This is a genomic window from Sphingobium fluminis, from assembly GCF_037723805.1.
Taxonomy (GTDB): domain Bacteria; phylum Pseudomonadota; class Alphaproteobacteria; order Sphingomonadales; family Sphingomonadaceae; genus Sphingobium.
Window position 1 is genome coordinate 129982 of record NZ_JBBJUK010000006.1, and the last position, 15098, is coordinate 145079.

A 15098-nucleotide genomic window follows, 5' to 3' on the forward strand; every position below is an offset into this window, starting at 1 on the left:
CCCTCAGTCCGCCAGTCGATCGATCATGGCCTGCGTGATAAGGCACACGCCGCTTTCCGTCTGGCGAAACCGCTGGCCGTCCTCGCCGGGATGTTCGCCCACGACCAATCCCTGCGGGATGATGACTCCTGAATCGACCACGCACCGGTGCAGGCGAGCCCCCCGGCCGACGACGCATCCCGGCAGGACGACGCTTTCGGTGACGGACGAGAAGCTGTTGGTCCGCACGCCGGAAAACAACAGGCTGCGATCGAGCGCGGAGCCCGATATGATGCAGCCTCCCGCGATCAGCGACGACGTGGCCGAGCCCCGCCGGCCATCCTCATTATGGACGAATTTGGCCGGGGGCGTGACTTCGGAGTGAGTCCATAACGGCCAGCTATTCTCATACATGTCGAGCGAGGGCACGACATCGGTCAGGTCGATATTCGCCTGCCAATAAGCGTCGATCGTGCCGACATCTCGCCAATAGGGTTCGCGCTCGCTTTCCGCCCGCACGCAGCTGCTCGAAAAACGGTGCGCCACCGCGCGTCCATGCCGGACGATGTGAGGGATGATATCGCCGCCGAAATCCCGCCCGCTGCCGGCCGTCGCGGCATCGCGGCGCAATTCCTCGATCAGGAAGCGGGTGCGAAAAACGTAAATACCCATGGATGCCAGCGCCATGTCCGGCTGGCCAGGAATGGCGGGCGGATCATGCGGCTTTTCGATGAAGGCGGTGATGACGTCATGCTCGTCGACATGCATCACGCCAAAACCGCTCGCTTCTTCGCGCGGCACCTCCAGGCAGCCGACGGTCACGTCCGCGCCGCTGTCAACATGCTGCTGGAGCATGATCTCATAGTCCATCTTGTAGATATGATCGCCCGCCAGGAGCACCATATATTCGGGCGCATAGGCTTCGATAATGTCGATATTCTGGAAGACGGCATCGGCCGTGCCTTCGTACCACTGGCTTTCCGACACGCGTTGACTGGCCGGCAGGATGTCGAAACTTTCATTGCGTTCGGTACGAAAGAAATTCCAGCCGCGCTGGAGGTGCCGGATCAGCGAGTGCGCCTTATACTGGGTCGCGACGCCGATGCGACGGATACCGCTGTTGAGCGCATTGGACAGGGCGAAATCGATGATCCGCGCCTTGCCGCCGAAATGTACCGCCGGTTTCGCACGCCTGTCAGTCAGTTCGGCGAGGCGGCTGCCGCGTCCCCCGGCCAGAACATAGGCCATGGCGTCGCGCGCGATCGGATGATGTCTTGCCTGCATTGCGCGCTCTGTCCTCTCGCTGCCCGCCCGCGCGTTCCCGCGCTTTTGCCCTTTGTCTATTGATCCAGTTGCAGCATCAACGTCGCCAGTGGCGGGATGGTGATATGTGCCCACCCCTCTTCATCCGCTTCCACGGCCCCTAGATTGCCGACGCCACCGCCACCATATTCCGCCGCGTCGCTGTTCAATATTTCACGCCAGCGCCCGCCTGAGGGCAAGCGCAATCGATAGCCGTGCCGCAATTCCGGCGTGAAATGGCTGATGACTACCACCGGTGCGGCGGCCGGTGCGCGCCTGACCCAGGCAAAGACGGAATCCGCCGCGCCATTGGCCAGCGTCCATTGAAATCCATCCGGCTCGCAATCGCGCGCATGAAGCGCGCGCTGCGAGCGATAGAGCCGGTTGAGATCGCCGACCAGCAGCTGAACGCCGGCATGCGCGCCATCGTCCAGTAGATGCCAGTCGAGCGCGCGCGCCTCGCTCCATTCCCCACGCTGCGCGAACTCCTGCCCCATGAACAGCAGCTTTTTGCCCGGATAGCCCCACATGAAGGCGTAAAATGCCCGCAGCGTCGCGAATTTCTGCCAGTCGTCGCCCGCCATCTTGTACAGCAGCGAGGATTTACCGTGGACGACCTCGTCATGGCTGAGCGCCAGCACGAAATTTTCGGTGAAGGCATATAGCAGGCCGAAGGTGACATCATTATGATGATGAACGCGATGCACCGGGTCCCGCGCCAGATAGCGCAGCATATCGTGCATGAACCCCATATTCCATTTGAAGCCGAAGCCCAGACCACCATCATGGACCGGATGCGATACTTTGGGCCAGCTCGTCGATTCCTCGGCGATGGTAATGACCCCTTCCTGCGCGCCATAAACGGCCTTGTTCATGGACCGCAGGAAATCGACCGCCTCCACATTCTCCCGCCCGCCATCGTCATTGGGCACCCATTCCCCGGCCTCCCGGGAATAATCGAGGTACAACATCGAAGCGACCGCATCGACGCGCAGACCGTCGACATGATAATGATCGGTCCAGAAGACAGCATTGTTGACGAGATATTCGGCCACTTCGCGCCGGCCGAAATTGTAGATCGCCGTATTCCAATCGGGATGGAAGCCCTTGCGCGGGTCCTCATGTTCATACAGCGCCGTGCCGTCGAACCGTGCCAGCCCATGTTCGTCGGTCGGAAAATGCGCCGGCACCCAATCCAGGATGACGCCTACGCCCGCCCGGTGCGCGCCATCCACGAAACGCGCGAACCCCGCCGGATCGCCAAAGCGCGCAGTCGGCGCATAGAGGCCCAGCGTCTGATAACCCCAGCTCGGATCATAGGGATATTCGCTGATCGGCAGGAACTCGATATGCGTAAACCCCATGCCCACGACATAAGGGATCAGCCGCCGGGCGAGCGCATCCCAGTCGAGAAAAGCGCCGTCATCGTCCTGCTGCCACGATCCGGCATGCACCTCGTAGATCGAGATCGCTTCGCGGCGGGGGTCGACCTTGCGCCAGTAATCGCAATGCGCTGCATCCCCCCAATCGTGATGCGGAGGACCGGCAACGATGGATGCGGTCGAAGGCCGCAGTTCGGAACGAAAGGCGAAGGGGTCGGCCTTGAGCGGCAGCACCTCCCCTGCGGGGCCCAATATCTCGAACTTATAGGCACTGCCCGCACCGACTTCCGGCAAAAAAATCTCCCAGACGCCTGCGTCCCGCCGCCTGCGCATGGGCGCGCGGCGGCCATCCCAACGATTGAAATCGCCGACGACCGACACGCGCAGCGCATTGGGCGCCCACACCGCGAAATGGGTGCCTTCCACGCCTTCATGCTCGATCGGATGCGCGCCCATCTTGTCGAACAGCCGCCGATGCGATCCTTCGGCAAAATAATAATCGTCGAGCGGCCCCAACACCGGACCGAATCCATAGGGGTCGATGATTATATGATCGCTGCCATCAGCGTAACGCGCCGCATAGCGCAGCTTTTGCCTCGCCTTGATCGCGACCTTGCCAAAGAAAAGCCCGCCGGGATGGACAGCCGCGAGTTCCCCCACCGCTGTTCCGTCCATCCGACAGGCCGTCACGCCGATCGCGTCAGGCAGCAATGTGCAGGCGGTAAAACCCTTCCCCGCCGGATGCACGCCGAGCGACGCGAAAGGATCGTCGTCCCGGCCCTCGATCAGCCGGTCGATCTGTTCCGGCGTCAGCACCGTCGGACGCAAGCGCTGCTCATGGCAGCACTTTCCAGATATCGGTCGCATATTCGCGAATGGTGCGATCCGACGAGAACCAGCCCATCCTCGCCACGTTGAGGATTGCCTTCTTCGCCCATAGCGAAGGGTCCCGCCACAGCGCATCCACCCGCCGCTGCGCCGCCGAATAACTTTCGAAATCGGCGGCCACCATGAACCAGTCGTGATCACGAATGCCATGGATCAAGCCCTTGTAGCGATCGGGATCATCGGGCGAAAACACGCCGCTCGCAATCGCATCCAGCGCCTGACCCAGTTCGCGGCTTTGCCCGATGGCGTCTGCCGGGTCATAGCCACTGGCCCGCCGCTCGTTCACTTCCTGCGCGGTCAGCCCGAAGATGATGATATTATCTTCGCCCACATGATCGCGCATTTCGACATTGGCGCCGTCCAGCGTGCCGATAGTAAGCGCGCCATTCACGCCGAACTTCATATTGCCCGTGCCCGATGCCTCCATACCGGCGGTGGAAATCTGTTCGGACAGGTCGGCGGCGGGAATCATGACCTCCGCCATGGACACATTATAGTTGGGCACGAACTGGAGCTTGAGCAGCCCCTGCACCGCCGGATCATGATTGACGGCGCGCGCCACATCGCCCGCCAGTTTGATGATAAGCTTGGCATTATGATAGCTGGACGCCGCCTTCCCCCCGAACAGCTTCACCCGGGGCGTCCAGTCCCGTTCGGGATGGGACCGGATCTGATCATAAAGCGACACCGCCTCCACGATATTGAGTAGCTGCCGCTTATATTCGTGGATGCGCTTGATCTGGATGTCGAACATCGCCGACGGATCGATCCGGGCGTTCACCCGCGCGCGCAGCACATCGGCAAGCGCGACCTTGTTCGCGCGCTTGACGGCGAGAAACTTTTCCTGGAACCCGCTGTCGTCGGCGAACGCCTCCAGCCCGCGCAGCGCCTCTGGGTCGTCCATGAACGCATCGCCGATCGCCTCGCGCGCCAGTGCGAACAGGCCAGGATTGCATTGCATCAACCAGCGGCGAAAGGTGACGCCGTTCGTCTTGTTATTGATCCGCGCCGGATACAGCCTGTGCAGGTCGGCAAAGACCGTTTCCTTCATCAGGTCCGTGTGCAGCGCGGAAACACCGTTGATGCTGTGCGACCCGGCAAAGGCTAGGTTGCCCATGCGCACGCGCCGTTCGCCGCCCTCGTCGATCAGCGAGATCGTGCCGATCCCGTCATCGTCGAACTTGCCCGAGCGCCGGGCCTCCGCCAGCAGGCGGCTGTTGACGGCATAGACGATCTGCATATGCCGGGGCAGCATCCGCTCGAACAGCGGCACCGGCCAACTCTCCAGCGCCTCGGGCAGCAGGGTATGATTGGTATAGCTGAAGGTGCGCCGGGTAATGTCCCACGCCTCGTCGAAATCGAAGCCATGATCGTCCAGCAGGATGCGCATCAGTTCTGCCACCGCCACGGCCGGATGCGTATCATTGAGCTGGATCGCGGCCTTGTCGGCCAAAGTCGCTATGTCGCCGAAATACTGGATATGCCGCCGCACGATGTCCTGAAGCGACGCCGACGAGAAGAAATATTCCTGCCGCAGCCGCAATTCCTGCCCCGCAGGGGAACTATCGGCAGGGTAGAGGACGCGCGTGAGGCTTTCGGCACGGTTGCTTTCGGACAGGGCACCCAGATGGTCGCCGGCATTGAACTTGTCGAGCAGGATGGGGTCGATCGGCTGCGCCTGCCACAGCCGCAGCGTGTTGATCCTTTTGCCGCGCCAGCCGGCGATCGGCGTGTCATAGGGCGTTGCGATCACGCGTTCGGCCGGGCGCCAGCGCATCTGGTGCGCGCCCGCCGTCTCCCCTTCGGCAGGGTCGACCCGCCCGCCAAAGCCGATCTCATAGCTCGCCTCGCGTCGCTCGAATTCCCACGGGTTACCATGCGCGAGCCAGGTCTCGGGCAGTTCCACCTGCCACCCGTCCGATATCTCCTGCCGGAACATGCCGTTCACATAGCGGATGCCATAGCCATAGGCGGGCACGTCGACCGTCGCCATGCTCTCCATGAAACAGGCCGCCAGCCGGCCAAGCCCGCCATTGCCCAGCGCCGCATCGGGTTCGAGCGCCGCGATGATGTCGATATCGACGCCAAGCGACTTGAGCGCCTCCTGCATGTCGTCCAGCATTTCCATATTGGACGCGGCGTCGCGCATCAGGCGGCCGATGAGGAATTCAAGGCTCAGATAATAGACCCGCCTGCCCTGCTCCTCATAGGTTTTCTGGGTCGAGGTGATCCACGCGTCGATCACCCGGTCGCGGATCGAAAGTATCACCGCGTGCAACCAGTCATGCGGCTTGGCCGCCTGCGCATTCTTGCCGATCCGGTAGGTAAGCCGCTCGACGATCTCATGCGCCAGAACCTGCGGATCGACCGTGCGGGGCGCGGGCGTCGGCAATATGGTCTGGCCCTGGAGGTTCATCCGCGATTTCCCCATGCTGAGTCCGCAATAAGGATGCCACAGCGACCTTCTTCACGCCACCGGCATTTTTTGCGTCGCAGCAAATTCCCGCGCTTTGACAGGGCGGTTTACCCCCGCCTCACGGTGATCGCACTCCGCAAGGCGGCACGTAACTCGGTGCGCAGCGGATACGTGTTGGAGGGCAGATGCTGCGTCATGAAAATAGCAATGAGCTTCTCGACCGGATCGATCACGAAAAAAGTCGAAAACACCCCGCCCCAATAATATTCGCGGCTTTTAAGGTCGACCGCGACGCCAAGGCCAAAGCCCGTTCCCGCATAATCGGCCTCGCTGAACAGCGATCGCGAAAGGCTCGCGAGGTCGCTGCCGCCGGGCAAATGGTTGCGGCACATCATCGCAACGGTTTCGGGCTTTAACAGACGCGCGCCATCCAGTTCGCCCCCGCGCAGCAGCATGCGCGCGAACCTGTGATAATCGGCCGTTGACGACACTAGGCCGCCTCCGCCCGAAAGAAATCGGCCTTGCCGCCGCCAGGCGCTTCGCGCGCCAAGGTCGACGACGGACAATCGCCCATCCATACCCAGCTTCCATGCATCGGTGAGCCGGCTCGCCTTTTCAGCGGGCACCGCAAAAAAGCTGTCCGGCATCGCCAGTGGCTCGAAAATGCGGGAGCGAAACAGGCTTTCGAGATTCTGTCCGGTCAGTCGCTCGATCACGACACCCAATACGTCCGTGGCTACCGAATAATTCCAGCGGTCTCCCGGCGAGAATTCAAGGGATATTCCCGTAAGCGCCGCGATGAACTCATCCGGCGAGCGATTTTGCTGAAACTCGTCCAGTCCCAACTGGCGATAGCGCGCGTCGATCTTCGTCCGGTTCTGAAGGCCGTAGGTCAGCCCGGACGTGTGGCGCAGCAGATCGATCATCCGCATCGGTCGCCTTGGGCGTCGCCAGCCCCATGACCCGACCCGCAGCCGGGCGAATTCGGGGATGACGTCGGTCACCATATCGTCCAGCGACACCAACCCCTGCTCAACCAGTTGCAGGAAGGCGACGCTGGTCACCGGCTTGGTCATCGACGCGATGCGGAATAACGCATCCGCGCCCAACGGCGTCCCGTCCGCCCGCGCGACCCCGGCGCGCGTGGCGAGCAGTGGCGTTTCGTCGCGAGAAACGAGCAACTGCATATGCGGCAGCTTGCCGTTCTCGACATAGGATTCAAGATGAGCCGCGAGCCCCGCGAGCCGCACGGGGTCCATGCCCGCAGCACGGACGCCGGTCGCCTCCATCAGGGTTTCTGTCATGGATGCTCCCGCTTGCGTCATCGCGCCGGGCTAACCGACAGTAGGGCCAAGGTAAATGCCGTCGTTGGCGATTGCCAAAGCCCTGCCCGACGCTTTATGGCAACGCGCCTCACTGCCTAGCACTGGACTCGACGGGCATGGCCAGCGGCCTTTCTGCGATCTTTCTCGAAAACCGGCCGGCGCTGCTGCGTTTTTTGCGGGCGCGTGGCGCTGCGGAAGATGCGGAAGATCTGCTCCAGGATATCTGGATGAAGCTGGAGACCAGGGATATCGGGCCGGTCCTGGATCCCCTCCCCTATCTCTATCGCATGGCCAATAATCTGATGCTTGACCGCTATCGCTCCGCCATCCGCCGCGACCGGCGCGAGCAGGATTGGGCGGATGGTGTCGGCGGCGTGATGGCCGATCCATCCGAACAAGTTGCCATCGATGAGCAGATGATCCTGAAACAGCGGCTCGACGAAGCGCGTGGCGTGCTGCGCGCGCTTGGCCCGCGCGTGGAAATAATATTCCGCAGATTCCGCATCGAAGGGGTCGGCCAGCGCGTGATCGCGCAGGATCTGGGCGTCAGCCTCACCACGGTGGAGAAGGATTTGCAAAAGGCGTATCGTGCCATGCTGCTGCTGAAGCAAAAACTCGATACGGAATAATGCGGACGGGGGCGTCTCGCTTACGTGGGGGGGTAAGATATATGAGCGGGGCTGATGCCATGATCCATGAGGAGGCGCTCGGCTGGGTGATCCGCTCGCGCGATCCCCACTTCGTCGATTGGGACGCTTTCATGCTGTGGCTGGAGCGCGATACCGCGCATGCGGCCGCCTATGACGCGCTGATGGCGGCGGATGAAGCTCTGGCTCCGATCATTCCAGCGGAGCTGGCGATGGTCCCGCATCCGGCAAATGATCCGGGCTATCGCCCCCGTCACCCGTGGCGCTGGATCGCCGGCGGCGCGATCGCGGCGGCGGCGGTCGGCGCAATCAGTCTGAGCCTCATCAATAGCACCGACATTTACACCATCAGCACGCGCCCGGGCGAAACCCGCCTGATCGCACTTGGTGATGGCACGCGAATCGAACTGAACGGCGACACCCGTCTGCGCCTCGACCGGCTCAATCCCCGCTTCGCCACGCTGGACGGCGGCGAAGCGGCGTTTACCGTGCGCCACGATGCGAAGGACCCGTTCCGCGTGACCGTGGGCGACGCGCTGTTCGAGGACGCCGGCACCATATTCAACATCGTCCGCAGCGGCGGCTCGACCCGGATCGGCGTGTCCGAAGGCAAGGTCATCTATAATCCCAAGGCAGAGGCGATTGCCCTGACCGCCGGTCGCGCGCTCGCCGACGATGCGGCCGGGGTTCGCCTCATGACCGTCGCGCGTGACGCTGTCGCGAGCTGGCGTCAGGGGCGGCTCGTCTACGAAAATGCGGCCCTTGGTGAGATTGCTCCCGACATTGCCCGGTCGCTCGGTATTGCGCTGGCCATGACGCCCGGTGCGCGGGCCATGCATTTCACGGGCACCATCCGGCTGCAACGCGATCCAGCACAATTTTTCGCCGCCGCCGCACCCTTGATGGGCCTTGCAGCCGTCCGGCAAGGCGACGGATGGCTACTGAAGGAGGAGGATGGCCCGCGCCGCTGACGCCTTCTTCCTCACCGCTCTCTCCCTGGCGGCTGCACCGCCCGCACAAGCGGCGGACAGGCAGGAGATCAGCATCGCCCCCGGCCGGCTGGGCGAGGCGACGATAGCGCTTGGCCGTCAGACGGGCGCCAGCATCGGCATGTCGGACCAGTCGCTCGCCGGGCAGCGAACGCCGGGCTTGCAAGGGCACATGAGTATCGACACGGCTCTGCGGCGCTTGCTGCACGGGCTGCAAGCGAAAGCCAGAAAGATCGACGCGCGCACCTGGCGGATCGAGCGGGCCGGGACCGCACGCGCGCTGGTTCAACGCCCGGGCCGCCCCCCCATCGCCGCTGTGGAAGACATACCCGCCGAGTTGATCGTTACCGCGTCCAAGCGTAATCTTCCCCTTCCGCGCTATGCCGGCATGATCGAAACACTTGGTGACGGCATGCTCACGGCTCAGGAATCCGCCGCCGGCACCCAGACGCTGCTGGCGCGCATCTCCAGTCTCAGTTCGACCCATGCCGGGCCGGGCCGCAACAAGCTGTTCATCCGGGGGATCGCGGATTCGGGCGTGGCAGGGCCAACGCAGGCAACGACCGGCCAGTATCTGGGCGACATGCGCCTCAACTATGCCGCGCCCGATCCCGACCTGCGGCTCTACGACATCGGCGGTGTCGAAGTGCTGGAGGGGCCGCAGGGGACGCTTTATGGCGCGGGGTCGCTGGGCGGCATCATCCGCATCATCCCCAATCCGCCCAATCTGGGTGAGACCGCCGGCCAGATGTCCGTCGGCGCGTCGGCCACACAGCATGGCGAACCGGGCGGCGACCTGTCGGCGACGTTCAACCTGCCGATCGTGGCGGAAAAGGTCGCGCTGCGCGCGGTCGGCTATGGCGTTCAGGATGGCGGCTATATCGATGATGTGCTGCGCCACCGGAAGGACATCAACCGAACCCGTATTTTCGGTGGCCGGGCTGCGCTCCGTTTCGCGCCCGACGAAAACTGGACGATCGATGTCAGCGGTCTTTATCAACGGATCAGGGGCGACGACGCGCAATATGCGAGCCGCAGCGTCGGCGTTCTCGAACGTGCCTCCAGCGTGGCTCAGCCCTATGCGTCCAATTACGCCCTCGCCAATGTCCGCGTTGAGCGGCAATGGGACGATCTGCGTTTCGTCTCGTCGACCGGCATCGTGCGGCAAACCCTGTCCGAAAGCTATGACGCGACTCAGCCGGACGGACCGCCCTCGCTTTTCCGCCAGCGGAACCGGGTCGGCATCTTCTCGACCGAAAACCGGCTGGTGCGCGATCTGGAAAACGGGCTCGGCTGGATCGTCGGCGCTTCCTATCTCGACAGTTCGTCGGACATCCGCCGCTCCCTCACCTCCTATGGCGCAGGGCAATCCGAACGGCAGGTCATTCCCGGCGTAATCACCTACGGCCGGGGACAGCCCGCCATCACCACGGGCGTCCGCAACGAGATCAGGGAAGCCACCCTGTTCGGCGAGGCCTCCTTCGAACCCTTCAAGGGCCTCATCGCGACGGTCGGGGGGCGGTTTACGAACAGCCGGCTGAGCGGGGCCGCGAACGATCCCATCGCCGCGCTATCCTTTGCCGCAATTGCCAGCGCCGAAGCCCAGGCGCGCCGCAAGGAAACGATTTTCCTGCCGTCCTTTTCGCTGCTGAGCGACGCCCTGCCCGGCCTTACCCTTTATGCGCGATTTCAGCGGGGGTTTCGCCCTGGTGGCCTCGCCATGGACGATCAGCATATCCAGCGTTTCCGCAATGATCGAATTTCCACCCTGGAATTCGGGGTGCGCAAGGGGATGCCCGGCCGCGACCCCGTGGCGCTCAGCGCCAATGTCGCTTTCACAGACTGGCGCGATATTCAGGCCGACGTGACCGATCGCATCGGCCTGCCATCGACCGACAATATCGGCAACGGCCGCATTTACACGCTTGAAGGGCGGATCGTGGTGCGGCCGATCGAGGCGCTGACGCTGGACGGCAGCCTGATCTTCAACGACAGCCGCCTGAGCGAGCCGGCGCAATTTCTGGCGATGCTGGACTATGACGGCAAATCGCTCACACTGCCCAATGTCGCCAATCTGGGCGCGCGGCTGGCTGCCGACTATCGCATGATGTTGAGCAATGCCCTGGCATTACGGATTTCGGGTTCGGCCCGCTATGTCGGCAAGTCGCGGCTAGGCGTCGGCCCGATATTGGGGCGGACCCAGGGCGACTATGTCGACACCAGTCTTTCGGCCAGCGTGGCGCGCGGCCCGATCGAACTCGCCTTGTCCGTGAACAACATCCTCGACAGCAATGGCAATCGCTTTTCCTTGGGGACGCCGTTCGACCTGCGCGCCGATTACTACACGCCGTTGCGTCCGCGCACTATCCGCCTGGGGCTCGGCCTCGCCTTTTGAAAATCATCGTCCGGGTGCGTTTAAATGTCGATTTCCGGGACGGAACGCTTCCAGGCGCGACGTCCTGACATTGAACTGGCGGCCTTTCCCCAGACCCTGTGGTCCGCCAGTCGCGCCATGACATGCGTTCCCCCCTCCGGAGCGTCATGGCAATCGGGAGGGGCGTCGCCGTCACCCACGGCGGCGCTCCTTTCACGGCCGGCGAAATGCCCGAAGCCCGATGACATCGGTATCCCTTGTTCCCCGGCGCAGGCTGAGGTCCAGAATGCCGAAAACCTATATGGCCTCCACAAGCTCCATCGGATGCCCTGCCCGCCTCAGCCGAGCGCCGCCTTCACGAGATCATTCACGACCTTGGGGTTGGCCTTCCCGGCCATCGCCTTCATCGTCTGTCCGACGAAAAAGCCGAACAGCGCCTCCTTGCCACCCTTATATTGGGCGACCTTGTCGCCATTATCCGCCAGCACCTTCGCCACCGCCGCTTCGATCGCGCCGGTGTCGGATGTTTGCTTGAGGCCCTTTTCCTCCACGATTTTACCGGCGCTCTCGCCGGTTTCGAGCATGATCTCGAACACCTGCTTGGCCAAAGTGCCCGACAAGGTCCCGTCCGCGACGAGCGCCAGCAATTCAGCGGCCTGCGAAGGACTTACCGGACTCTCTTCAAGATTCTTGCCAAGTCGATTGAGCGCCCCGAACAGGTCCGACAACAGCCAGTTCGCCGCTGCCTTGGCGACATCGCTATCGCTCTTTTTCTGCGCAGTTGCGCCTTCGGTCACAAGGACTTCGAACCAGCGAGCCGTGTCGGCATCGGCAGTCAGTGTCGCGGCATTATAGGGGCTGAGGCCCAGCGATCCTTCGTAGCGCTTGCGCTTGGCGTCCGGCAGTTCGGGCAGGGACGCGCGGCACTCAGCGAGAAAGGCGTCGTCCAGTTCGACCGGCAGCAGATCGGGATCGGGGAAATAGCGATAGTCGTGCGCATCCTCTTTCGACCGCATCGACCGCGTCTCATTCTTGTCGGGATCGTACAGCCGCGTTTCCTGCACGATCCTGCCGCCCGCCTCGATCACGTCGACCTGCCGGCTCGCTTCGCGCTCCACGACAGCCATCACGAACCGCACCGAATTGACGTTCTTCGTCTCGGTCCGCGTGCCCAGTTCCCCCCCGGGCCGCCTGACCGAGACATTGACGTCCGCCCGCATCGATCCCTGATCCATATTGCCGTCGCACGACCCGACATAACGCAGGATCGTTCGCAGCTTCGACAGATAAGCCCCTGCTTCGGCAGGAGATCGGATGTCCGGCCGCGACACGATTTCCATCAGCGCCACGCCAGACCGATTGAGATCGACATAAGAGCGCGTAGGGTGCTGGTCGTGCATCAGCTTGCCCGCGTCCTGCTCGACATGGATGCGCTCGACCCCGATCGTCTTGACCTGCGCGTCGGGATTCTTCTCGTCGAGGCTGATCTCGATCTGCCCCTCGCCGACGATCGGATGGTAAAGCTGACTGATCTGATAGCCCTGTGGCAAATCGGCGTAGAAATAATTTTTGCGGTCGAACCGTGACCATTTGTTGATCTGCGCATTGATCGCCATGCCGGTGCGTACCGCCTGACGGATGCATTCGCGATTGGGCACCGGCAGCATGCCCGGCATCGCGGCGTCGACAAGGCTCACCTGGGTATTGGGCTCCGCCCCGAACGCTGTCGCAGCGCCGGAAAACAGCTTGGCGTTAGTGGTGATCTGCGCATGGACCTCCAGGCCGATCACGACCTCCCACTCACCGGTTGCGCCCTGGATGCGATAGGTTGACTCAGTCATATTAATATCCTCATGTGTTCCTGCGAACGCAGGAACCCAGGGTGAGTGCAGAGCCTTCCGGCCCTGGACTCCTGCTTTCGCAGGAGCACGATCAATTTTACCACCACTTGTCCGGCCGTGCCGTAAAGCCCGCACGCTCCTCGATCGCCAGCCCCGCGTTCAGCACGCCCTGCTCGTCGAGCGGCTTGCCGATGATCTGGAGCCCCAGCGGCAACCCGCCCGAATCCAGTCCGCCCGGCACCGACATGGCGGGCAATCCCGCAAGGCTCGCCGGCACCGTGAAGACATCGTTCAGATACATGGCGAGCGGATCGTCCTGCTTTTCCCCAAGCGCGAACGAGGCGCTGGGCGCGGTCGGCGTCACCAGCAGGTCGCAAGACTCGAACGCCCTTTCGAAATCGCGCGCGATCAGCGTCCGCACCTTCTGCGCCTGCGTATAATAGGCGTCGTAGAAGCCGGCGCTCAGCACATAGGTGCCGATCATGATGCGGCGCTTGACCTCCGGCCCGAAGCCGGCGGCGCGGGTCGCGGCATACATGTCCTGCAATCCCGCCCCATCGGGCAGGTCGCGTTGGCCGTAGCGCACGCCGTCATAGCGCGCGAGGTTCGATGAAGCCTCGGCCGGCGCGATGATATAATAGGTCGGCAGCGCATATTTGGTGTGCGGCAACGACACCTCCACCACCTGCGCGCCCGCATCCTTCAGCCATTCTATGCCCTGCTCCCACAGTGCCGCGATCTCCGCGTTCAGGCCGTCCGGGCGATATTCCCTGGGAATGCCGACCGTCTTGCCCCGCAGGTCGCCGGACAATCCCGCTTCCCACTGCGGCACCGGCAGATCGAGGCTGGTTGCATCCTTGGGATCGAACCCTGCCATAGCCTCCAGCAGGATCGCATTGTCGCGCACCGTGCGCGCCATCGGCCCGGCCTGATCGAGTGAGGATGCGAACGCCACGATGCCCCAGCGCGAACAGCGGCCATAGGTCGGCTTGATCCCCGAAATACCGGTAAAGGCGGCAGGCTGACGGATCGATCCGCCGGTATCGGTGCCGGTCGCCGCCGGGCACAGCCGCGCCGCGATCGCCGACGACGATCCGCCCGAAGATCCGCCTGGGGCCAGCGCGGCATTGTCGCCGCCGCCACGACGCCAGGGCGAAATCACATTGCCATAATAGCTCGTCTCGTTGGACGACCCCATGGCGAATTGGTCGAGATTGAGCTTGCCCAGCATCCCCGCGCCAGCCGCCCACAGCTTGCCCGAAACGGTCGATTCATAAGCAGGCACGAAGCCTTCCAGCATGTGCGACGCGGCCGTCGTCTGCACACCCTCGGTACAAAACAGGTCCTTCATGCCGATCGGCACGCCCGACAGCGGCTTGAGGTCGCCGGACGCGCGTGCCGCGTCGGCGGTGTCGGCGGCCAGCAACGCCTTTTCGGGCGTCTCGACGATGAAGGCGTTGAGCGACCTGGCCGCCGCGACATTGGCGTTGAACGCCTGCGCCACCTCGCGCGCGGAAAAATCGCCGGCGCGAAAACCGTCGCGGATCTCCGCAACCGTCAAATCAGTCAGATTGCTCATCACTCGATCACCTTGGGCACCGCGAAAAAGCCATGTTCGGCCTGAGGCGCATTGGCCAGCACCTTGTCGCGCACATTGCCGTCGGTGACGACATCGTCGCGCAGGCGCAGATGGTTGGGGATGACGGCGGTCATCGGCTCGACGCCGCTGACGTCCACCTCACCCAATTGCTCCACCCAGCCAAGGATGTTGTTGAATTCGGGCACCATCGCCTCGGCTTCGGCATCGCTCACAGAAATGCGCGAGAGGCTGGCGATCTTCTTGACGGTTTTGAGGTCTATCGACATGGCCCGCGCGCTAGCATCCGCTCCCGCTTGCTTCAAGCCTTCGCCCACATTTTCGGCTGTCCCTTGCGCAGGCCCGGCGGTTGCGCCAG

Annotated in this window: 10 protein-coding genes; 3 read left to right on the forward strand and 7 right to left on the reverse strand. The window is 63.1% G+C overall.

Going from position 1 to position 15098, the window contains the following annotated elements:
- Nucleotides 1-3: 3 nt before the first annotated feature.
- The 4 genes from glgC to WG907_RS15310 form a co-directional block, all read right to left on the reverse strand.
- Nucleotides 4-1263 carry a glucose-1-phosphate adenylyltransferase gene (gene glgC / locus WG907_RS15295; protein ID WP_340234140.1) on the reverse strand — a complete coding sequence of 420 codons (1260 nt, stop codon included), beginning with the start codon at nucleotides 1261-1263 and terminating at the stop codon, nucleotides 4-6.
- A gap of 56 nt (nucleotides 1264-1319) precedes the next feature.
- Nucleotides 1320-3479 (reverse strand): 1,4-alpha-glucan branching protein GlgB, encoded by a 2160-nt coding sequence (glgB, locus tag WG907_RS15300; RefSeq protein WP_340234320.1) that lies wholly within the window; start codon nucleotides 3477-3479, stop codon nucleotides 1320-1322.
- A 19-nt stretch (nucleotides 3480-3498) separates the two neighbouring features.
- Nucleotides 3499-5967 (reverse strand): glycogen/starch/alpha-glucan phosphorylase, encoded by a 2469-nt coding sequence (locus WG907_RS15305; protein ID WP_340234141.1) that lies wholly within the window; start codon nucleotides 5965-5967, stop codon nucleotides 3499-3501.
- A gap of 107 nt (nucleotides 5968-6074) precedes the next feature.
- Nucleotides 6075-7271, reverse strand: coding sequence for a serine hydrolase domain-containing protein (locus WG907_RS15310; RefSeq protein ID WP_340234142.1), 1197 nt, complete (start codon nucleotides 7269-7271; stop codon nucleotides 6075-6077).
- Nucleotides 7272-7408: 137 nt separating this feature from the next.
- Here WG907_RS15310 and WG907_RS15315 point away from each other — a divergent pair, with 137 nt between their 5' ends.
- The 3 genes from WG907_RS15315 to WG907_RS15325 are packed head-to-tail and all read left to right on the forward strand — an operon-like array spanning nucleotide 7409 to nucleotide 11323.
- Entirely contained in the window at nucleotides 7409-7921 is a 513-nt protein-coding gene (locus WG907_RS15315) for an RNA polymerase sigma factor (protein WP_340234143.1), read from the forward strand.
- A gap of 59 nt (nucleotides 7922-7980) precedes the next feature.
- The gene (locus tag WG907_RS15320; protein ID WP_340234322.1) at nucleotides 7981-8910 is read left to right on the forward strand and encodes a FecR family protein; all 930 of its coding nucleotides are present in this window, start codon (nucleotides 7981-7983) and stop codon (nucleotides 8908-8910) included.
- On the forward strand, nucleotides 8894-11323 hold the full coding sequence (locus tag WG907_RS15325; protein ID WP_340234144.1) for a TonB-dependent receptor: 2430 nt from the start codon (nucleotides 8894-8896) through the stop codon (nucleotides 11321-11323). The genes WG907_RS15320 and WG907_RS15325 overlap by 17 nt, the downstream gene beginning before the upstream one ends.
- Before the next feature lie 317 nt (nucleotides 11324-11640).
- Here WG907_RS15325 and gatB read toward each other — a convergent pair whose 3' ends face one another.
- The 3 genes from gatB to gatC all read right to left on the reverse strand — a co-directional run bounded on the left by gatB (nucleotide 11641) and on the right by gatC (nucleotide 15009).
- Complete coding sequence (gene gatB / locus WG907_RS15330) at nucleotides 11641-13143, reverse strand: Asp-tRNA(Asn)/Glu-tRNA(Gln) amidotransferase subunit GatB (RefSeq protein ID WP_340234145.1); 1503 nt, start codon at nucleotides 13141-13143, stop codon at nucleotides 11641-11643.
- Between the two features lie 97 nt (nucleotides 13144-13240).
- Nucleotides 13241-14722 (reverse strand): Asp-tRNA(Asn)/Glu-tRNA(Gln) amidotransferase subunit GatA, encoded by a 1482-nt coding sequence (gene gatA, locus WG907_RS15335; RefSeq protein ID WP_340234146.1) that lies wholly within the window; start codon nucleotides 14720-14722, stop codon nucleotides 13241-13243.
- Nucleotides 14722-15009, reverse strand: coding sequence for an Asp-tRNA(Asn)/Glu-tRNA(Gln) amidotransferase subunit GatC (gene gatC / locus WG907_RS15340; RefSeq protein ID WP_340234147.1), 288 nt, complete (start codon nucleotides 15007-15009; stop codon nucleotides 14722-14724). Before gatC ends, gatA begins: the two co-directional genes overlap by 1 nt.
- Nucleotides 15010-15098 lie beyond the last annotated feature (89 nt).